Below are 20,218 nucleotides of genomic sequence, written 5' to 3' on the forward strand. Positions count from 1 at the left end.
GCCCAAACAATTCTTTCAGCAATGACCACCAAGCGCACCCGAAGCCGCTCGAAACCGGCCGAACCGACCGCATTGAAGGCGGCCAAGGCGCCGCCGCGCCCCTTGTTTCCCATCGTCGCGATGGGCGCCTCCGCCGGCGGCCTGGACCCGATCGTCGCCTTTTTTTCGCATGTGCAGCCGGAAAGCGGCATCGCCTATGTCGTCATCCAGCACCTCGACCCCAGCCACAAGGCCATGCTGCCCGAGCTGCTGCAGCGCGCCACCAGCCTGCCCGTGGCGGAAGTCACCCACCAGATGGAGGTGCGGCCGAACCGCGTGTATGTGATTCCGCCGAACGCCGACCTGAGCATCGCCGACGGCCGCCTGTTGCTGGCCGAGCCGGCCGAACAGCGCGGCCACCGGCTGCCGATCAATCTGTTTTTCGCCTCGCTGGCGGCGGAGCGCGGCGAGCTGGCCGTCGGCGTGGTGTTTTCCGGCATGGGTTCGGACGGCACCCGCGGCCTGCAGGCGATCAAGGAACGCAACGGCCTGACGCTGGCGCAGTTCCCCGACTCGGCCCGTTTCGAGAACATGCCGCTGAGCGCCATCAGCGCCGAGGTCGTCGACCTGATCGAGATGCCGGAGAAGATGCCGGAGAAAATCGTCTCCTACCTGTTCCGCAGCCGTTTCCTGAACCTGCCCGGCGAGGAACCGAGCAGCAAGAATTCGCTGCAGGAAATTGTGCACCTGCTCAACGAGCACACCGGCAGCAGCTTCACCGACTACAAGATCAATACCGTGCTGCGGCGCATAGAGCGGCGCATGAGCTTGTACCAAATCACGTCGATGGAGCACTACGTTCCCTATCTGCGCGACAACCCGGCCGAGATCGACCTGCTGTTCAAGGAGTTGCTGATCGGCGTCACCAGCTTTTTCCGCGACCCGAAGGTGTGGGAATACCTGAAACTGGTGGCGCTGCCTCAATTGCTGGCGGCCAATCCCGAGGGGCGCGCCTTCAAGGCATGGATTCCCGCCTGCTCGACGGGCGAGGAGGCGTATTCGCTGGCGATGGTGTTCCACGAGGTGGTGGCGCAGAGCAAGCTGCCGGGCAAGTACACGCTGCAAATCTTCGCCACCGACCTGTCCGGCGACGCCATCGACCTGGCCTGCCAGGGCCGCTTTTCCTTGAACATAGGCGGCGACGTCTCGGCCGAGCGCCTGCAGCACTTCTTCGTGGCCGAGAAGAACGGCTACCACGTCAAAAAAGAGATCCGCAACATGATCATCTTCGCCCAGCAAAACATCATTTCGGACCCGCCGTTCACCAAGCTCGACATCCTGTGCTGCCGCAACCTGCTGATCTACCTGAACGCCAAGCTGCAGCAGCGCCTGATTCCGCTATTTCATTACGCGCTGAACCGCGACGGCATCCTGCTGCTGGGCAGCGCCGACACGCCCGGCCATTTTTCCGACCTGTTTTCGCCGCTGACGACGTCGACCCGGCTGTACCGGCGTCTGGACAATCTGGCGCGCCAGCGCTTGCCGACGTATTTCCCGACCAAGCTGTCGGCCACCCCCCCACCCGTAGCCCATGAATCGAGAGAAGTCAGCATGCCAGGCAAGATCCAGTCCCACGTCGAGCAGTTGCTGCTCCAGAAATATTCGCCGGCCGCGGCCCTGCTGAACCAGGATGGCGACATCCTCTACATCAACGGCCGCACCGGCGCCTTCCTCGAACCGGCCGCCGGCAAGGCCAACTGGAACATCCACGCCATGGCCCGCGAGGGCTTGCGCTACGAGTTGGCCGGCCTGATCAAGCAGGCCGTGGACACGGACGGCGTGGTGCGACTGAAGGGGCTGGTGGTCAAGGATAATTTGGGCCAGGCCCAGGGCGTCGACCTGAGCGCCGAGGCGCTGACCCAGCCCGAGTCGCTGCAGGGCATGGTGTTCCTGACCTTCTCCAGCGCGCCGCTGCTGCCGGAAACCCGGCGCGGCCGCTCGCCGAACCCGAAGGTGCTGGAGCTGGAGCAGCAACTGGTGCAGGCGCGCAACGAGATCCGCGCCGTGCGCGACGAGATGCAAACCTCGCGCGAGGAGTTGAAGTCGGCCAACGAGGAGTTGCAGTCGACCAATGAGGAATTGCAGTCGACCAATGAGGAGTTGACCACCTCGAAGGAGGAGATGCAGTCGCTCAATGAGGAGTTATACACCGTCAATGCGGAACTGCAATCGAAGGTCGACGACCTGTCGCTGGTCAACAGCGACATGAAAAATCTGCTCAACAGCACCGACATCGCCACCATCTTCCTCGACAGCGGCCTGCGCATCCGCCGCTTCACGGCGCCGGCCACGCAGATCTACAAGCTGATCGCCACCGACCTGCGGCGCCCGCTGAGCGACATCGTCAACGACCTCGACTATCCTGACCTGGAAGCCGAGGCCCAGGAAGTGATACGCAGCCTGGTGTTCTCCGAGCGCCAGGTGCCGACCAAGAACGGGCGCTGGTACAACGTGCGCATCATGCCTTACCGGACCATCGAGAACGTCATCGACGGCGTCGTCGTCACCTTCATCAACATCACGGAGTCGAAACTGCTGGAGGCGCAGTTGCGGCTGATGCAGGACCTGGGCGCCGCCAACGCGGCGGAGAGGGCGGCATGAGCGAGCCGTTCGACCGGCCGTCGGGCGCGCCCGCGCCCGCCGAGCAGGGCGGCGCGCCCGGCCAGTCGAACGAGGCAATGCGCCGGCAGTTGCACGCGCTGCATGTCAGCCAGCTGGAGCTGGAGATGCAGAGCGCCGCGCTGGCCGAGCTGCAACTGCTCAAGGACGAGTTCGAAACGGGCTTGAACCACTACTCGGAGCTGTACGAGCAGGCGCCCGTCAGTTATTTTTCGCTGCAGCGCGGCGGCCGCATCGCCCGCGTCAACGAGGCCGCCGCCGCCCTGCTCAGGCGCGCCAAGTCGCAGCTGCTGGGGCGCAACTTCGAGCAATTCGTCGCCCCCGAGGCGCAGCGCCGCTTCCGCCGCTTCCTCGACGCCGTCTTCGCCAGCGGCGCCCGGCAGGTGCTGGAAATCACGCTGCTGCAGGGCGTCACCGAGGCCGAGCTGGTGCGCATCGAGGCGAACGTCGACCCGGCCTCCGACGTCTGCCGCATGGTCGTCACCGACCTGGGCGACCCGGTGGCGCGCGAGGTGGCGCTGCGGCGCGCCTTCGTCGTCCTCGACGCCATCAAGGAGGGCGTGCTGATCGCCGACGCCAGCAACCACATCATCTCGGTGAACCCGGCGTTCACGGCCATCACCGGCTACCTGGCCGAGGAGGCCATCGGCCGCCGCCCGGACTTCCTGGCCAGCGGCACCCAGCCGCCGGAGTTTTTCGCCGACATGCGCGACAGCCTGAGCCGCCACGGCAGCTGGCAGGGCGAAATCCTCAGCCGCAAGAAGGACGGCAGCCGCTTCGTCGAGTCGCTGTCGCTGACGCAGATGCCGGCGCCCGACGGCGGCGTGGGCAACTACGTCGGGGTGTTTTCCGACATCACCGAGCGCAAGCTGGCCGAGACGGCGCTGCGCGAGCTGCACCTGGAGCTGGACCAGCGCGTCGTCGCCCGCACCGCCGAGCTGCTGCGGGCCAACCAGCAGTTGCACCAGGAAATAGGCGAGCGCCAGCGCGCCGAGGTGGCGCTGCGCGACGCCGAGCACTTCTTCCACGCCACCATCGACTCGCTGTCGGACCGCGTGCTGGTGCTCGACCAGCGCGGCACCATCATCCACGCCAACAAATCCTGCCTCGACTTCGCCGGCCACAGCGGCATCGGCAACGACTACCTGCCGCATTGCGAAACGGACGCGCGCTGGGGCCGCGGCGCCGGCGCCGAGCTGGCCGCCGGCATCCGCGGCGTCATCGCCGGCACCCAGGGCGGCTTCGCGCTCGAATACGCGTTCCACGCGGGCGGCGCGGCGCGCTGGTTCCAGGCCAAGGTCAGCCGCTTCCTGTCGGACGGGCCGCTGCGCGTCGTCGTCTCGCACACCGACATCACCGAGCGCAAGGCGATGGAGGGCGCGCTGCGCCAGTCGCACGCCCAGTTGCGCCAGCTGGCGCTGCACCTGGAGACGGCCAAGGAGGACGAGCGCAAGCGCATCTCGCGCGACATCCACGACGAGCTGGGGCAGAACCTGCTGGCGCTGCGCATCGACATTTCGATGCTCAGCGCGCGCACCGAGCACGCCCACCCGCGCCTGCACGGGCGCGTCGGCGCCGTGCTGGGCAACGTCGACAAGACCATCAAGAGCGTGCGCGGCATCATGAACGCGCTGCGCCCGCTGGTGCTGGACCTGGGCCTGCAGGCGGCGATGGAATGGCAGATCGGCGACTTCACCAAGCGCAGCGGGATTCCCTGCCGGCTGCTGGTGCGCGACGAGGCGCTCTTCGGCGCGCTGGGCGGCGACATCGAGATCGTGGTGTTCCGCATCGTCCAGGAAGCCCTCAGCAATGTGCTGCGGCACGCCCAGGCGCGCCACGCCGAGATCGAGCTGAGCGTCGACACCGGCGCGCTGACGCTGGCGATCCGCGACGACGGCGTCGGCATCGCGCCGGCGCAGCGCAGGAAAGCCCAGTGCTTCGGCCTGATCGGCATCGACGAGCGCGTCAGCGCGCTGGGCGGGCGCTTCAGCATCGGCAAATTCAGCGACGGGCAGGGCTGCCAGCTGACGATGCGCATCCCGCTGTCCGGGCGCGACTGAGGCGGCGCGCGGCGGCGCCGCCGGGGCGCGCCAGAAAAGCGTGTTCACTGCCGGGCAAGCCGGCTATACTGCGTCTGCTTTTTTACAATCAGGGGCATATCTTGTTAAAAACAATCGTACTACCCGTCGCCTTGATCGGCGCCTTCGCCGGCGCACACGCCGACGAGGGGCAATGGCAGCCACACCAACTGCCGCAATTGAAAGCCGAACTGAAACGCATCGGCATCGCCATCCCGGCCGACAAACTGGCCGACCTGGGCAAGCACCCGATGAGCGCCATCGTCTCGCTGGGCGGCTGCTCGGCGTCCTTCGTCTCCGACGCCGGCCTGGTGGTGACCAACCACCATTGCGCCTACGGCGCCGTGCAGCGCAACTCCACGCCGGAGCACAACTACATCAGCAACGGCTTCCTGGCCAAGACCCGCGCCGACGAGCTGCCGGGCGGCCCGAACGCCCTGGTCTACGTCACCGACAAGCTGGAAAACGTCAGCGAGCGCGTGCTCAAGGGCTTGAACCCGGCCATGAGCGGGCGCGCCCGCCACGAGGAAGTGGAAAGCCGCATCAAGGCCCTGATCGCCGAATGCGAAACGGACAAGATGTACCGCTGCTCGGTGCCCAGCTTCCACCGCGGCATGGAGTACTACCGCATCCGCCAGATGATGATACGCGACGTGCGCCTGGTGTACGCGCCGTCCGACAAGATCGGCAACTTCGGCGGCGACGTCGACAACTACGAGTGGCCGCGCCACACCGGCGACTACGCCTTCCTGCGCGCCTACGTCGGCAAGGACGGCCGCCCGGCCGACCCGTCGCCGGACAACGTGCCGTACCGCTCGAAGGACTTCCTGGTGGTCTCGGCCGAAGGGCTGAAGAACGGCGACCCTATCCTGCTGGCCGGCTATCCGGGCCGCACCAGCCGCTACAAGCTGCCGGCTGAAATCCGCGCCGCGCGCGACGTCAGCTTCCCGGCCCGCGTGGCCGAGCTGCAGGCCGACCTGGACGCGATCGCCGCCGCCACCAAGGGCGACGAGGCGCTGGTCGTGCGCTACGCCAGCGTGGTGAAAAGCATCAACAACGTGCTGAAGAAAACCAAGGGCCTGCTCGACGGCTTCGCCCGCAAGGACGTCGCCGCCATCAAGGACGTGCAGGACGCCGAGCTGCGCGCCTGGCTGGTGAAGCATCCGCAGGCGAGCGTGTCGCCGACGCTGATGGCCGACCTGGACGCGGTGATCGCCGCCGACATGGCCCTGGGCGACGAGGAATTCGCCTGGTCCGTGGCCACCAATAGCGACCTGCTGAAAAGCGCGCGCACCGTGTTCCGCCTGGCGCTGGAGCGGCAGAAGGAAGACGCGCTGCGCGAGTCCGGCTACCAGCAGCGCGACCTGAGCTTCATCAAGGCGCGCCTGACGCGCCTGGAGCAGTCGTTCTCCGCAGGTGTAGACCAGGGCCGCTTCAGCGCGGGCCTGCAACGCTACGCGGCGCTGCCGGCGCAGACCCATCCGCAGGGTCTGGACGCGCTGCTGCCGGCGCCGGACGCCGTCGCCGCGCTGTACCAGCAGTCGCAACTGGGCGACACGGCCAAGCGCCTGGCCTTGCTGGAGCAGGACGCGGCGGCCATCGCCAAGTCTGACGACGCCTTCCTGAAGCTGGCCGTCAAGCTGCACACGGTGGCGAAATCGCTGGAGGAGCGCCGCAAGGAAGTCGACGGCAACCTGGAACGCGTGATCCCGCAATACATGCAGGCCGTGATCGCCTGGAAGCAGTCGCAGGGCAAGCCGGTCTACCCGGACGCCAACTCGACGCTGCGCGTGACCTACGGCACGGTGGCGCCGTACTCGCCGCGCGACGGCCTGAGCAAAGGTCCGTTCACGACCGTCGAAGGGATCGTCGAGAAGCACACGAGCAAGGAGCCCTTCGTCGTGCCGGAAGCGTTGACGGCGGCCGTCAAGGCCAAGCGCTACGGCCAGTTCCGCGACCCGGCGCTGGGCACCGTGCCGGTCAACTTCCTGACCAGCGCCGACACCACGGGCGGCAACTCCGGCTCGGCGGTGATGAACCGGCGCGGCGAATTGATCGGCCTGAACTTCGACTCGACCTATGAGTCGATCACCAAGGACTGGTACTTCGACCGCGACATCACGCGCGCCATCCACCTCGACATCCGCTACATGCTGTGGGTGATGCAGGAAGTCGACCACGCCGACAACCTGCTCAAGGAAATGACCATCAAGTATCCGCGCAAGTAAGGCAAAGGCGGGCATGGCCTGGCGCACCGCGCGCCGGGCTACCGTTGGATGGGGAGGCCGCACCGGGCATCGCCGGGTGCGGCCTTTTTGTTAAGGACAAGCCGTCGCCGGCGCATCCCGTTTCCGCCGCGGGGCGGGGCTGTGGCGCTCCCACCTGAACAGCCACATGACGGCCAGCTTGGTCGTCGCGCTGACCGAGGCCAGCAACACGCCATCAGCAGCGCGGCGCAGCCCAGGCTCAGCAGGGAAGGGCGGGTCTGGCGGTCCGCATAGATATCGTACAGAATGAATAGGGCGAGAAACGAAGCGATCAGGCGCGGCCAGCATTGAGGGTGCCGGCAATCGAGTAAAGCAGGAGTATCCCTGTTGTTATATGGATGTGGCAGCCGCGCTACTTGGCATGTTGATGTAAAAAGGCGGCGATGGCGGGGCTCAGCCCGGGCGCCAGGGGCAGGGCCGGATCGCTGTAGGAGGCCAGTTGCTGCGGCATCTGTGCCGGCACCGTCTTGAGCACATGGTTCATGCCGGGAACGACGAGCAGCGTGGCCGCCGGACTGGCCTGTTGCAAGGCTTGCGCCTGCGCGACGCCAACCTGGATATCCGTGTCGCCCTGTACTATCAGCGCGGGCGCGGCCAGCGTGGACAGCTCGCGGGTGGGCACATATTTGAACCATGAAATCATATACGGCTGCACGCTGGGGCGGTACAGGGCGGCCAGCGGCGCCGGTACGGCGTTGTCCGTTTCGCCGCGCTCCAGCGCCCGCAGGATGCGTTCGTTGTCGCCGGCCAGTTCGGCCGGCAATTGCGGCGCCAGTTGCTGGCGCAATACATCGGCCGCTCCCTGGGCCGGGCCGGCAATCGACACAAACGCGGCCGCCTTGGTCTGGCGGGCGGCCAGCATGCCGATCAGCGAGCCCTCGCTGTGGCCGATCACGGCGACCGAGGAAAAGCGCGGGTCCGCCCGCAGCAGGCGCAACCACGCGGCGGCATCGTCGACATAGGTATCGAAGCGCAGCGCCGCCTCGCTCGGGCCGGCGGCGGCGCTGGCGGCGACGCCGCGCTTGTCGTAGCGCAGCGTGGCGAAACCAGCCTGCGACAGCGCCTGCGCCAACAGCATCAGGCTATTGTTCGCGCCCGGCGCCAGGGTGTTGTTGCCGTTACGGTCGGTGGGGCCGGAGCCGGCGACGATCAGCACGGCGGGGACGGGGCCGGACGCCGCCGGCAGCAGCAGCGCGCCGTGCAATTGCCCGGTCGGCGTGCTCAGCGCGATGGCGGCGTCGGCGCTCGGCGCCGCCTCGGCATGGGTGAAAATGCCAAGGAGAACGGCAAACAATATGGTGCGCAACATTGGACTCCCGAGAAGATTGGGCCGTCCTGCAGAGCGCGGACGGCCTTCGGCGGTGCCGGGTGGATATGGTGGCACGGCGCAAGTTATTATGCAATATTAATCAAATGATAGTGCTGCAGGCTCGCGCCGCCGCGATCAGGGTTCCGGGCAAATGCGGTTGGGATCGCGGATGCTGCATTGCCATTTCCACTCCACTCGCGCGATTTCATGCAATTTGACGGAGAATGTCGCCCCGGGCGAGCTGATGTCGATGGCCACGATGTCGCCGCTGAAGGAATTGTGCGTAGGCCAGTCGTTGCCGTAGTGCGGCTCGGTCTGGGCACCCCTGCCGAGGCGCACCGTCATCTGGCTGTTGGAGAGCAGATACTGCAGATTGTCTTGCACGTAGTTGCCGATCGGGAAAGTGCTGCCGTCGGGCAGCGTCACCGCCGTGCCGCGGGGAATCAGCCGGTTCAAGCCGGTGAGCCAGTTCGCGTCGCGCTGAAAGAACAGTTGGTCCTTGACCTGGGCCAACGCGGCCTTGACGCCATCGCGGATTTCGCTGTTGATTTCTCCCTGGACATCTTTAACGATGAGATTGCCGATCACGGGCAGAATCCAGCTCAGATTGGAATCGCAGTCCGTGGCGGAGTCGACGTCGGCCGTCAGGCCCACATTCTCCGGCGGCATGGCGCCGTTGGCTGTGCCGTACTGTGCGGTGATGGCGATGTTGTTCAGCGTCAGCGTGTTAACGCAGGAATAGTTGATGACGCCCCATTGCTTGCCGCTGTACTTGTTGCGCATTTGATAGCTCAAGCCGCTCAAAGCCATCGCCGTGATGCCGGAGGCGGCGGGGCGCAGCGCAATGGTGGGGTCGCCGCTGAGCGTACCGCCGAGGAAGGTGGCGCCGTTCTCCGCCACCTTGCGGCCCAACACGTCGCTTAACTTGTACCCCAGCGTGGGTTGAATCGCCCGCATCTGCGCGGCGACGCCGAGCAGCGGGCCGTTGGCGTTCCGGTTTTCTGTGAAAGACTGGGACGCGCCGCCGACGCTGACGGTGGCAATATAGTTATCCGAGGTGATGCGGGGCTTCCAATCGGCCTGGGCGGCGCCGGCGGCGAGTAGCGAGGTCAGAACAATAAAAGTGCGCATTAAAACTCCTAAGGTAAGAATGAGAAAATGCTGACGTGCAACGCCACGTCCGGCGTCCATCTGAAACGGGGATGCCCATTTCGCCGCGGCTTGAAGCGAGGCGCAGCGAAATGATATTGCCATATGTAAATTACCAAATAAATAATAATTTAAATTTGACAATAATTTTCCCCCCTGGGGTCAGGTCTAGACATGGCGGTTTTGTTGCGCCAATGAATGAAACCGCCATGTCTAGACCTGACCCCAGGGGGTGAAGCAACAGTTTGCCGCTATATTGATTTGTGCTTGTGCCGGTCGCGGCGATGAGGGCTGGGCGGTTGGCCGTTTTGCTGGCGCTGGCCGCGCCGCCTCGGGGCGAGGCGGCGGAAATGTTGCGCTGCGTGTGGCTGGAGTATCCGGATGATGGCCGCACGGCGTCCCTGGGGCGGCTTGGCGCCGCCGCGATCAGGGTTCCTGGCAAATGCGGTTGGGATTGTTAATGCTGCATTGCCATTTCCACGTCACTTGCGCGATTTCATGCAATTTGACGGAGAATGTCGCCCCGGGCGAGCTGATGTCGATGGCCACGATGTCGCCGCTGAAGGAATTATGCATAGGCGAGCCGTTGCCGTAGTGCGGCCTGGTCTGGGCACCCCTGCCGAGGCGCACCGTCATCTGGCTGTTGGAGAGCAGATACTGCAGATTGTCTTGCACGTAGTTGCCGATCGGGAAAGTGCTGCCGTCGGGCAGAGTCACCGCCGTGCCGCGGGGAATCAGCCGGTTCAAGCCGGTGAGCCAGTTCGCGTCGCGCTGAAAGAACAGTTGGTCCTTGACCTGGGCCAACGCGGCCTTGACGCCCTCGCGGATTTCGCTGTTGATTTCTCCCTGGACATCTTTAACGATGAGATTGCCGATCACCGGCAGAATCCAGCTCAGGTTGGAATCGCAGTCCGTGGCGGAGTCGACGTTGGCCGTCAGGCCCACATTCTCCGGCGGCATGGCGCCGTTGGCTGTGCCGTACTGTGCGGTGATGGCGATGTTGTTCAGCGTCAGCGTGTTAACGCAGGAATAGTTGATGACGCCCCATTGCGTGCCGCTGTACTTGTTGCGCATTTGATAGCTCAAGCCGCTCAAAGCCATCGTCGTGATGCCGGAGGCGGCGGGGCGCAGCGCAATGGTCGGGTCGCCGCTGAGCGTACCGCCGAGGAAGGTGGCGCCGTTCTCCGACACCTTGCGGCCCAACACGTCGTTTAAATTGCGCCCCAGCGCGGGTTGAATCGCCAGCATCTGCGCGGCGACGCCGAGCAGCGGGCCGTTGGCGTTCTGGTTTTCCGAGTAAGACTGGGACGCGCCGCCGATGCTGACGGTGGCAATATAGGTATCAGAGGTGATACGGGGCTTCCAATCGGCCTGGGCGGCGCCGGCGGCGAGTAGCGAAGTCAGAACAATAAAAGTGCGCATTAAAACTCCTAAGGTAAGAATGAGAAAATGCTGACGTGCAACGCCACGTCCGGCGTCCATCTGAAACGGGGATGCCCATTTCGCTGCGGCTTGAAACCAGGCGCAGCGAGAGGATATTGCCATAAGCAAATTACCAAATCAATAATAATTTAAATTTAGCAATAATTTCTTTCCCCCTGGGGTCAGGTCTAGACATGGCGGTTTTGTTGCGCCAATGAATGAAAACCGCCATGTCTAGACCTGACCCCACGGGGTGAAGCAACAATTTGCTGCTATATTGATTTGTGCTTGCGCCGGTCGCGGCGCCGGGAGGGGCGATGAGGGCTGGGCTGTTGGCCGTTTTGCTGGCGCTGGCCGCGCCGCCTCGGGGCGCGGCGGCGGAGGTGTTGCGCTGCGTGTCGCTGGAGTATCCGCCTTTGATTCAGAAGGATGCCGACGGCCGCGCGCATGGCTTGGCCGTCGATATCGTCGGCGCCGTGTTGCGCCGCATGGGCCATGCGCTCAGCGTCGAGGTCTTGCCCTGGGGCCGTTCGCTGGCGCTGGCGCGGCTGGGCGAGCGCGATTGTGTGTTCACGATTTTCCATTCGCCCGAGCGGGCGCAGTTTCTCGACTTCAGCCGGGAGTCGATTATTCCGCAGATTATCTATTTTTACGCCAGGCGCGATGGCGCCGTCGCCTTCGACGGCAATTTGCGGGCGCTCGGCGCACGCACCGTCGGCACGGTGTTGATGGTCAATTATGGCGCGAAGTTCGAGGCCGCCCGGCCCGCGTTGCAGGTCCAGGAGGTGGCCACGCTGGAGCAGAATTTCCGCAAGCTGGCGCTGGGGCGTATCGATTTGACGCCCAGTAATCTGTACACGGCCTCGTATACGCTGGGTTTGCTGGGCGCCTCCGGCGTCGCCGCGCGCATCGTGCAGTTGCCGCAGCCTATAGATAGCGTGCCCAGCTTTATCGCCTTCGCCAAGCGCCGCCATCTGACGGCGCTGCGCGACCAGTTCGACGTCGAGTTGCGCGCCTTTGTCGCCAGCGGCGCCTATCGCCGCCTGCTGGAGCAGTACCGGATCGAGGTGACGCCGGAGCTGGCCCGCTTTCTGGCCCCGCGGTGAGCGCCGGCAAGGGGCGTGCCCCGGCGTCATGTGGCTCGCAGGTATTTCAGATACACTGCCCCATGTTGTGATTGAATACATGGGCAGATATGCAGAATAGTAAATTTCAGCAAGTGAGCAGCGTTGCCTTGCCCGCCGAGGCCAGCATCGCCGGCCTGTATCCGGGCAGCCAGTTGGCCGACGCCTATTCGGTGCACCTGCCGGCCGGCGTCGAGGTCGATCCGGAGCGCCTGGCGCGTTGCATGTTTGCTAACTTGCCGCGCTGGGCCAGGGCGCTGATGCGCCTGCGCGATGTGCTGGTGGCCGGCTTCGGCATCAAGACGGCGGCGCAGATGCAGGCGGTGACGCCGGGGGCGGCGATCCGGCGCATCGACATGTTCCGGATTTATTCCGGCGACGCGCGCGAGATCGTTTTCGGCGAGGATGACATCCATCTGGATTTCCGCGTGTCGCTGCTGTGCCGCGGCGAGCCCGGCGCCGACGACGCGGCGATCGTCGTGGTGACGGCCGTGCATTGCCACAATCGGCTGGGCCGCGTCTATCTGTTTCTGATTGCGCCTTTCCACCGCCTCATCGCGCAGGCCATGCTGCGCGGCGCGGCGCGGGCCGCCTGGCGCGACGGGCTCGCCGGCCAGGATATTTAGTCCGGCAGCGGCAGGGGTGGCGCGCTTGCGGACATGTGCATTCCCGCCGGATTGTCCTGGATGTATTGGCCTAATGGGGACTCGGAGCCGGCGGGCAGTCCGGCTGGGCGGCGCCCCTGCCGCCGGGACCAGCCGCCGCTGTCCGGGATAGCCACTATCTTGCATATTTATGCGTATGCTTGCATACTGCCCCGCCCGTCCCGCCCATTCATTCAAGCAACCCGATTCCATGAACCAAACGCTAGACTTGCTCGGCTTTAGCACGAACCCGCTGGAACTGATTTCCTTTGTGTTAGCGCTGTGCAATGTGCTGCTCAACATCCGCCAGAGCCACTGGGCCTGGTTGTTCGCGATCGTCTCCTCGGCCACCTATGGGGTGGTGTTTTTCAATGCCAAGTTGTACGGCGACATGGGCTTGCAAGCGCTCTTCATCGTGATCTCCGTCTGGGGCTGGAGCCAGTGGTTGCGCGGCGTCGGCAGCGGCGCGCAACTGCCGGTGACGCGCCTGAGCGGGCGCGGCTGGCAGGTGGCCGGCGCCGGCTGGCTGCTCGGCTTCGCCGCGCTGGCCTGGTTCCTGCACGCGTTCACCGACACCGACGTGCCGCGCGCGGACGGTTTCCTGACGGCCGGCAGCCTGCTCGGCCAGTTGCTGCTGTCGCGCAAAAAGCTGGAGAACTGGCATGTGTGGATTGTCGTCGATGTGCTCTACGTCGGCCTCTACCTGTACAAGCACCTGATGCTGACGGCGATCCTGTACGCGGTCTTCGTCGCGATGGCGGCGCTGGGCCTGCGCGCCTGGAAGCTGGCGGCGGGCGGTCCGGCGGCCGATGCGATGGTGTTGAAGTGAGCGCTTCGCGCTGCGTGCGGGTGGCGATCCTCGGCGCCGAGTCGTCCGGCAAGTCGACGCTGGCGGCGGCCCTGGCGGCGCGCTACGGCACCGTCTGGGTGCCGGAGTACCTGCGCGAATTCGTCGAGACGCGCCAGCGCGTGCCGGTGGCGGGGGACCAATTCTTCATCGCCAGCACCCAGGTGGCGCGCGAACGGGCGGCCGACGCCTTGGCCACGCGCCTGCTGTTTTGCGACACGACGCCCTTGATGACGGCGATCTACAGCCGCTTCTACTTCGGCGGCGCCGACGCGGCCCTGGCCGCGCTGACGGCGGCGCGGGACTACCAGCTGACGCTGGTGACGGCGCCCGACAGCCCCTGGATCGCCGACGGCTTGCAGCGCGAGTCGGAAGCGGTGCGCCAGACCATCCACCAGATGCTGCTGGACGAGCTGGCGGCGCGGGCGCTGCCGTTTACGCTGCTCAGCGGCAGCCTGGAGCAGCGTCTGCTGCAGGCCGGGCCGCTGCTGGCGGGGTACGTTTAGAAGTCGAACTGTGCCGTGACTTTGACGGTGCGGGGCGCGCCGGGGAACAGATAACCGCCTGATTCCGGCGTCACGTCGCGCCAGTAGAACTTGTCGAGCGCGTTGTCGACGCTGGCGCGGAAGGTGGTCGCCAGCGCGCCTATCCGGGTCGCGTAGGACGCCCCCAGGTTCAGCACATGGTAGCCGGGCACGAACACCGTGTTTTCCTTGTTGAAGGCTTTCTTGCCGGCGTACAGCCAGGTGCCGTTCAATTTCAGGCCGGCCACCTGCGGTATGGCGTAGTCGGCGTACACGGAGGACTTGAAGGCCGGCACATTCGTGACGCGCTTGCCGTCGATGTTGACCTGGCCGGTTCCCGACTGTTGCGTGTTGAGCGCCGTCGCCGACACGCCCAGCGTCAGGTTCGGCGTCGCCTTGCCCTGCGCCGCCAGTTCCAGGCCGCGGTTCTGCGCGACGCCGTTGCGCACGAAGTAGCGGCTGGCGTCGACATATTCGAGGCCCTTGCGGATCTGGAACAGCGTTGCCGACACCATCAGTTCCGGCGTCAGGTCGGCCTTCACACCCAGTTCAAGCTGTTTCGATTTGCTGGGATCGAGGGCGATGTCGCGGTTGAGCGCGTTGATGGAGGCGATGCCGCCGTGCTCCAGCCCCTGCGAGTAGGCGCCATACACGGCGACGTTGTCCAGCGGATTGTAGACCAGCGCCAGATTCGGCAGCAGAAAGCGCTTCTCGCTGTCGGCGCGGATGACGGCGCCGGTGACAGCGTCCTCGCGCACCAGTTGATTGCGCTTCACTTGCACATAGCGCAGGCCGGCATGCAGCTTCCAGTCGCTGGCCAGCGTCAGAATATCCTGCGCGAACAAGGCGTGCTCGTTCTCGCTGCGCACCTCGCGCACCGGGCCGGAGGTTTTGCCCGTCGGCGCGACGACCACCGGGCGGTAGAGATTGCTGGTGCCGGCATAATCGTACAGATAGGCGCCGGCGCGGTCGGCGCGCTTGAACAGCGAGGCGCCGGCCGTGAACGCGTGGCGCAACGCGCCGGTGGCGAACTTGCCCTGGATCAGCGCCTGGATGGCCAGCGGCGACTTCTTCTCGCCCAGGCTCTGGTAGTCATACACATCGTAATCGCCGTTGCCGCAGTAGCCGGGGTACAGATTGGCCGAGCCGCAACCATACGGGAAGGCGGTGTAATCGTCGCGCTTGAAGGAATGGCGGTTGGCCGACAGCGTGGCCTGCCATTCCGGGCTGAACTGATACTCGAAGCGCAGGCCGATATTGCTGCTTTGGGTGTCGACCGGCTTGCTCCACGGCTGATTGTTGAGCATGTTGTCGGCCTTCACGCCGGTCGGCAGCGCCGTGCCGTTGAGCAGCTGGAAGCCGGGCGCCGACACCTGCGACTTGTCCTGGTAATCGGCGTCGATCTGCAACAGCGCCTGCGGCGAAATCTGCCAGTCGAAGGCGCCGGAGACGAACTTGCGGCTGCCGTCGGCGCCCTTGATATAGGAGCGGATATGCTCGGCGGCGGCGTTGATGCGGTAGCCGAAGCGGCGGTCGGCGAAGCGCCCGCCCAAGTCCGCCGCGCCGTACAGCGTGCCGCGCTCGCTGGCGCCCAGCGTGACCGAGCGCAGCGGCGTGGCCGTCGGGCGCTTGACGACATAGTCGACGATGCCGCCCGGCGCGGCGACGCCGGCCTGGAAACCGGCCAGGCCCTTCAAGACCTCGACGCGCTCCTTGTTCTCCAGCGCAATCTGGGTATCGCCGGGGATGGCCAGGCCGTCCTTGCGGTAGCTCGAACTATTATCGAGCGCAAAACCGCGGATCGAAAACTGCTCGGCGTAGCCGACGGCGTTATACGAATCGCTGACGCTGGCGTCGAACTTCATCACCTCGCTGGTCGAGCGTATCTGCAAATCCTGCATCTGGGCGCGGGTGAACACACTGACGGAGGCGGGCGTCTGCAACAGGGGCGCATCGGAAAAACCGGCGATGGAAGCGCGCGTGGCGGCGCCGGCCTTGCTGCCGGTCACCACCACCTCGGGCAGGTCCGGCCCGCTCGCCTGGGCCGCGGCGGAGGCGGAAAAAGCCTGCAAAATCGCCAGCGCGATCAAAGAAAACGAAAAATTCGGAGTAGACATAAAATGCTCGTGGTTCAAGTCGGCGCTGCCGACATGCTGCATAATCGGCCGGGGCCAGCGCAGGAGCACTCAAAGAAAGGGGACTTTGCGCTTTCCTTCGCTGGCATTATCCAGATCAGGTACGAAGGGTATCTCTCACCCGGAAACAGCGTTCCAGGACCCCTAGCGAAGGCGAAGCTTACCACGAACTGCAAAAGCAACAATGGGGTCAGGTCTAGACATGGCGGTTTTCGCCGTCAAAACCGCCATGTCTAGACCTGACCCCAGCGGGAAATACAACAAACCGCCATGTCTAGACCTGACCCCATTCTTGCTTTGCGGCGCTTGAGGTTTTGCCGCGGGCGGGGGAGAATGCGCGCATGTTAACTTTGGGAGGCTGTGATGTCTGAGGATGTGTTGCTGGAGGCTGCCGAGGCGCTGCCGGCGCCGACGCGCGATATGCACCGGGCGATCGGCGCGCTGTGCGAGGATTTGGCGGCGCTCGATGCGGACAATCAGCGCGTCGAGGCGTGTACGGACCCGGAGTTGCGCCGCGTGCTGGTGCACCGCGCCGACGCCAGCCGCAAGCAGGTGGCGATGTTGTTGGAGTGGATGCGCCGGCGCGACACCCGCCTCGATAAGGAGTTGAAGGACGCGCTGTTCAAGGCCGGCCCCATCGTCGCGCAGTTCCATTACGAGTAGTGCGCTGCGCCGCGTTTTGGCTTCCTGGCGTATGGTTCGGGCTAGTTGCCGAATTTTTGGGGAGCAGGGATGAAGCCGTTGCCGTACCGGGAGGGGAGTTGGTTCGCGGTGCCCTTGAAGGGCGGCGGTTATGCCGTCGGGGTCGTGGCCAGGATGGCGCCGGCCGGGCGCATTATTCTGGCGTATTTGTTCGGGCCGAAGCGCGATGTCTTGCCGGCCCTGGCCGAGTTGGAGCGCTTGCAGCCGCACCAGGCGATCCGCCGCCTGCGCACCGGCGATCTGGGCCTGGTCAATGAGCGCTGGCCGGTGATCGGCGTGGCCGATTCCTGGGAGCGCGACGCCTGGCCGATGCCGTCGTTTATCCGCCGCGCCGATTTGTTGAAGCGGGCCTGGCGGGCGACGTATTCGGACGCCGATCCGGGCAAGCTGGAGCGCGAGGAGTCGGTGCCTTACGATACGCCGAATCTGGAGAGCGATTCGCTGTTCGGCTACGGCGCCACCGAGGTCTTGCTGAGCAAGTTGCTGACCTAGGCGGCGCCCGGCCGCCCTTATGCCGCGGCCATGACGATCTGGATGTGCAGGCCGCCGCCGTCGCGGTTGCGCAGGTGCAGTTCGGCGCCGTGGCGCAGCAGCACGCGGTCGACGATGGCCAGGCCCAGGCCGGCGCCGTTGGCTTGGCCGCGCGCCGTGTCCATGCGCGTGAACGGTTTCAGCAGTTGTTCGATCTGGCTGTCGGGCACGCCGGGGCCGTGGTCTTGCACGTCGATGTAGACGCGGCGCGCGCCGTGCACGCTCTTGATGTGGCAGCCGATGTCGATTTCCGTCAGGTCGCCGCCCTCGGTCTTGCCGTAGCGGCGGGCATTTTCGATCAGGTTGTTGATGACGCGCTTCAGGTCGGTGGCGTTGCCCATGACGTGGGCGTCCGCCGCGATGGTCGTGCCGACGGCCACGTCGGGCAGGCGCATCGCCTCGCGGGCGCTGTCGGCCAGTAGGGCGCTGATGTCGACGCTGGCGAAGCTGGCCGTTTCCGTCGGTTTCGCGTAGTCGAGGAATTGGCCGATGATGGCGTCCATTTGCGCAATGTCCGATTGGATGCCTTCGCGCGCCGCGTCGGACAGGTGGGCCATTTCCACTTCGAGCTGCATGCGCGCCAGCGGCGTGCGCAGGTCGTGCGAGATGCCGGCGAGGATGACGGCGCGGTCCGATTCGACTTGGCGCAGGTCGTCGACCATTTGGTTGAAGCTGCGGTTGGCCTCGATGATTTCGATCGGCCCCGTCTCCGGCAGCGGCTCCGGCGGCTTGCCGGCGGCGATGGCGCGCGCCGCCGCCGTCAGCCGCGCCAGCGGCAGGTTGATGCGGTTCGAGATGAGGGCCGCGCCCAGCAGCGACAGCAGCGACACCAGGCTGGCCCAGCCCAGCCACTGGATGCCCGTCAGGCCGCGGATGCGCTCGCGCTCCAGCATCAGCCAGTAGTCGTCGTCGTCGATCTTGAAGCTGACCCAGAAGCCGGCCACGCCGTTGACGCGGGCCGAGAAGCGGGTGTCTTCGCCCAGCTTGTCCTTGACCATGGCGACGATGTCGGGCATCAGCCAGTTGTCCGGCGCCGGCTCGACCTTGTCCTCCGGCTCCAGCGGCAGCACGCGGATGCCTTCGTTGCTGACCAGCTCGAACAGCAGTTCCTTGCGCAGTTCCGGCGCCGAGTGGGTCAGCGCCGCGTGCGTGATGGTGACGACGGAGATCACCTGGGCGGAGATTTGCTGGGCCTGCGGCTCGCGCTGGACGACGCTGATCATGCCTATCCAGGCGGCCATGCTGAGGGTGGTGAGTACGCTGAGCAGGAAAAAGGTGCGCCAGAACAGGCCGCTTTTCATGCGCGCCAGGCTGATTACGGGTAAATGTTTCATCCGGTACTAGCGGCGGATCAGCGCGGCTGTCCCTCCGGGATGAAGACGTAGCCGAGGCCCCAGACGGTCTGGATGTAGAGCGGACTGGACGGGTCCGGCTCGATCAGCTTGCGCAGCCGCGAGATTTGCACGTCGAGGCTGCGGTCGAACACTTCGTACTCGCGCCCGCGCGCCAGTTCCATCAGCTTTTCGCGCGACAGCGGTTGGCGGGCGTGGCGGGCGAACACCTTGAGGACGGAGAATTCGCCGGTCGTCAGCGGCACCGTGTCGCCGTTCTTTTTCAGCGTGCGCGTGCCCAGGTCGAGCACGAACTGGCCGAACTCGAACGATTGCGGCGTCTCCGACGGCGCGCCGGGGATTTCGTCGGGGCCTTTGCGGCGCAGCACGGCGCCGATGCGGGCCACCAGCTCGCGCGGGTTGAACGGTTTCGGCAGGTAGTCGTCGGCGCCCATTTCCAGGCCGACGATGCGGTCGACGTCTTCGCCCTTGGCGGTGAGCATGATGATCGGCGTCTGGTCGCCGGCGCCGCGCAGGCGGCGGCAGATCGACAGGCCGTCTTCGCCCGGCAGCATCAGGTCCAGCACCAGCAGGTCGTAGCGTTCGCGCAGCCACAGCTTGTTCATGGCCGTCGCGCTTTCCGCGGTGAAAACGTTGAAGCCCTGTTCGGTCAGGTAGCGCCGCAGCAGGTCGCGCAAGCGCACGTCGTCGTCCACCACCATGATCTTGGCCTGGTGGCCATTGCTGGTCTGCGCCGTGGTATTGTTGCCGGAATTTGTCGAAGAAATTGTTGTCATGTGGCTGCCATATTGTCAGGTCTAAGTTGCTATGGTAACGTCTCGGCGCCCGCACGCACATGCTTGCGGAAAGCCATTACAAAGTGTTACAAACTTTACCCATTTGCTCTTACCGCTCTGCGTAAAGCATCATACACTGGGGCATCAGTGGCATTCAGCTTATATCGTTACCAGGCATTGCGGAAGAGGAACATAATGATTATCGCGCTCAATACAATTCACGCCCCCCTGCGCGTACCGTTCCGCATGCGCTCTTGTGCCGCCGCGCTGGCCTTGTCCCTGCTGGGCGCCAGCGCCGCCTGCGCCGCCAGCGAGCCGCCGACACCCCAGCAACAGCAGCAACAGCGGCGCGACGAGGCGCAGCGCAACGAAGGCCGCGCCGAGCAGGGCCGCGACGGCCGCGCCGAGGAGCAGCGCCGCGCCATGCAGGAGCGGGCCGACGCCTCGCGCCGCAACGGCCGCCTGACACCCGACGAGCGGCGCGACCTGCGGCGCCAGATCAACGAGGCCGGCCAGGACATTTACTCGACGCCGCCACGGCACTAAACCAGCATCCTCGCGCACCCTCGCGCCAGACATCCGGGTCGCCATCGTTTTGGCATAAAGGCAAGGATGGTATTTGATAAATGGCAAATTTTCAAGCTGCCGCCCGGCGTCGCCGGCGCGGCGGCTTTGACGCGGCGTAAGACGGCGTTGTGCC

The 20,218-nt window shown here is 65.3% G+C and carries 16 protein-coding genes and 1 riboswitch; of the genes, 10 read left to right on the top strand and 6 right to left on the bottom strand.

The window, feature by feature from the left end; translation table 11 throughout:
- Positions 1 to 21: 21 nt before the first annotated feature.
- The 3 genes from OIK44_RS00810 to OIK44_RS00820 all read left to right on the top strand — a co-directional run bounded on the left by OIK44_RS00810 (position 22) and on the right by OIK44_RS00820 (position 6,964).
- On the top strand, positions 22 to 2,640 hold the full coding sequence (locus tag OIK44_RS00810; RefSeq protein ID WP_273668750.1) for a chemotaxis protein CheB: 2,619 nt from the start codon (positions 22 to 24) through the stop codon (positions 2,638 to 2,640).
- Positions 2,637 to 4,718, top strand: coding sequence for a sensor histidine kinase (locus OIK44_RS00815; protein ID WP_273668751.1), 2,082 nt, complete (start codon positions 2,637 to 2,639; stop codon positions 4,716 to 4,718). The genes OIK44_RS00810 and OIK44_RS00815 overlap by 4 nt, the downstream gene beginning before the upstream one ends.
- Before the next feature lie 101 nt (positions 4,719 to 4,819).
- Positions 4,820 to 6,964, top strand: a complete 2,145-nt coding sequence (locus OIK44_RS00820; RefSeq protein ID WP_273668752.1) for a S46 family peptidase — start codon at positions 4,820 to 4,822, stop codon at positions 6,962 to 6,964.
- 391 nt (positions 6,965 to 7,355) lie between these two features.
- Here OIK44_RS00820 and OIK44_RS00825 read toward each other — a convergent pair whose 3' ends face one another.
- The 3 genes from OIK44_RS00825 to OIK44_RS00835 all read right to left on the bottom strand — a co-directional run bounded on the left by OIK44_RS00825 (position 7,356) and on the right by OIK44_RS00835 (position 10,883).
- Positions 7,356 to 8,312, bottom strand: a complete 957-nt coding sequence (locus OIK44_RS00825) for an alpha/beta hydrolase (protein ID WP_273668753.1) — start codon at positions 8,310 to 8,312, stop codon at positions 7,356 to 7,358.
- Positions 8,313 to 8,447: 135 nt separating this feature from the next.
- Positions 8,448 to 9,443 carry a hypothetical protein gene (locus tag OIK44_RS00830; RefSeq protein ID WP_273668754.1) on the bottom strand — a complete coding sequence of 332 codons (996 nt, stop codon included), beginning with the start codon at positions 9,441 to 9,443 and terminating at the stop codon, positions 8,448 to 8,450.
- A gap of 444 nt (positions 9,444 to 9,887) precedes the next feature.
- On the bottom strand, positions 9,888 to 10,883 hold the full coding sequence (locus OIK44_RS00835) for a hypothetical protein (RefSeq protein WP_273668755.1): 996 nt from the start codon (positions 10,881 to 10,883) through the stop codon (positions 9,888 to 9,890).
- 317 nt (positions 10,884 to 11,200) lie between these two features.
- Between OIK44_RS00835 and OIK44_RS00840 the strand changes: the two genes are divergently transcribed.
- The 4 genes from OIK44_RS00840 to OIK44_RS00855 all read left to right on the top strand — a co-directional run bounded on the left by OIK44_RS00840 (position 11,201) and on the right by OIK44_RS00855 (position 14,004).
- The gene (locus OIK44_RS00840; protein ID WP_273668756.1) at positions 11,201 to 11,989 is read left to right on the top strand and encodes a substrate-binding periplasmic protein; all 789 of its coding nucleotides are present in this window, start codon (positions 11,201 to 11,203) and stop codon (positions 11,987 to 11,989) included.
- A gap of 89 nt (positions 11,990 to 12,078) precedes the next feature.
- Complete coding sequence (locus OIK44_RS00845) at positions 12,079 to 12,633, top strand: DUF2867 domain-containing protein (RefSeq protein ID WP_273668757.1); 555 nt, start codon at positions 12,079 to 12,081, stop codon at positions 12,631 to 12,633.
- Between the two features lie 229 nt (positions 12,634 to 12,862).
- On the top strand, positions 12,863 to 13,480 hold the full coding sequence (gene pnuC / locus OIK44_RS00850; RefSeq protein ID WP_273668759.1) for a nicotinamide riboside transporter PnuC: 618 nt from the start codon (positions 12,863 to 12,865) through the stop codon (positions 13,478 to 13,480).
- Positions 13,477 to 14,004, top strand: a complete 528-nt coding sequence (locus tag OIK44_RS00855; protein WP_273668760.1) for an ATP-binding protein — start codon at positions 13,477 to 13,479, stop codon at positions 14,002 to 14,004. Before pnuC ends, OIK44_RS00855 begins: the two co-directional genes overlap by 4 nt.
- Here the strand turns inward: OIK44_RS00855 and OIK44_RS00860 are convergent.
- Positions 14,001 to 16,139, bottom strand: a complete 2,139-nt coding sequence (locus OIK44_RS00860; RefSeq protein WP_273668761.1) for a TonB-dependent siderophore receptor — start codon at positions 16,137 to 16,139, stop codon at positions 14,001 to 14,003. The genes OIK44_RS00855 and OIK44_RS00860 overlap by 4 nt on opposite strands.
- 75 nt (positions 16,140 to 16,214) lie before the next feature.
- A riboswitch (TPP riboswitch) is annotated at positions 16,215 to 16,313 on the bottom strand.
- Between the two features lie 207 nt (positions 16,314 to 16,520).
- On the opposite strand from OIK44_RS00860, the gene OIK44_RS00865 reads away from it, so the two are divergent.
- Positions 16,521 to 16,820, top strand: coding sequence for a ferritin family protein (locus tag OIK44_RS00865; RefSeq protein WP_273668762.1), 300 nt, complete (start codon positions 16,521 to 16,523; stop codon positions 16,818 to 16,820).
- A gap of 69 nt (positions 16,821 to 16,889) precedes the next feature.
- Positions 16,890 to 17,351: an Imm26 family immunity protein gene (locus OIK44_RS00870; protein WP_273668764.1), complete on the top strand. Its 462-nt coding sequence runs from the start codon at positions 16,890 to 16,892 to the stop codon at positions 17,349 to 17,351.
- A 17-nt stretch (positions 17,352 to 17,368) separates the two neighbouring features.
- Here the strand turns inward: OIK44_RS00870 and OIK44_RS00875 are convergent, their stop codons facing one another.
- Together OIK44_RS00875 and ompR are read right to left on the bottom strand one after the other, a co-directional pair.
- Positions 17,369 to 18,724 (bottom strand): sensor histidine kinase, encoded by a 1,356-nt coding sequence (locus tag OIK44_RS00875; RefSeq protein WP_273668765.1) that lies wholly within the window; start codon positions 18,722 to 18,724, stop codon positions 17,369 to 17,371.
- A gap of 17 nt (positions 18,725 to 18,741) precedes the next feature.
- Complete coding sequence (ompR, locus tag OIK44_RS00880) at positions 18,742 to 19,443, bottom strand: osmolarity response regulator transcription factor OmpR (protein ID WP_273669764.1); 702 nt, start codon at positions 19,441 to 19,443, stop codon at positions 18,742 to 18,744.
- 270 nt (positions 19,444 to 19,713) lie between these two features.
- Between ompR and OIK44_RS00885 the strand changes: the two genes are divergently transcribed.
- A complete protein-coding gene (locus OIK44_RS00885) occupies positions 19,714 to 20,064 on the top strand; it encodes a hypothetical protein (RefSeq protein WP_273668766.1) in 351 nt (116 codons plus the stop codon).
- Positions 20,065 to 20,218 lie beyond the last annotated feature (154 nt).

The sequence above is a fragment of the Janthinobacterium fluminis genome (genome assembly GCF_028595325.1).
GTDB lineage: Bacteria > Pseudomonadota > Gammaproteobacteria > Burkholderiales > Burkholderiaceae_D > Janthinobacterium > Janthinobacterium fluminis.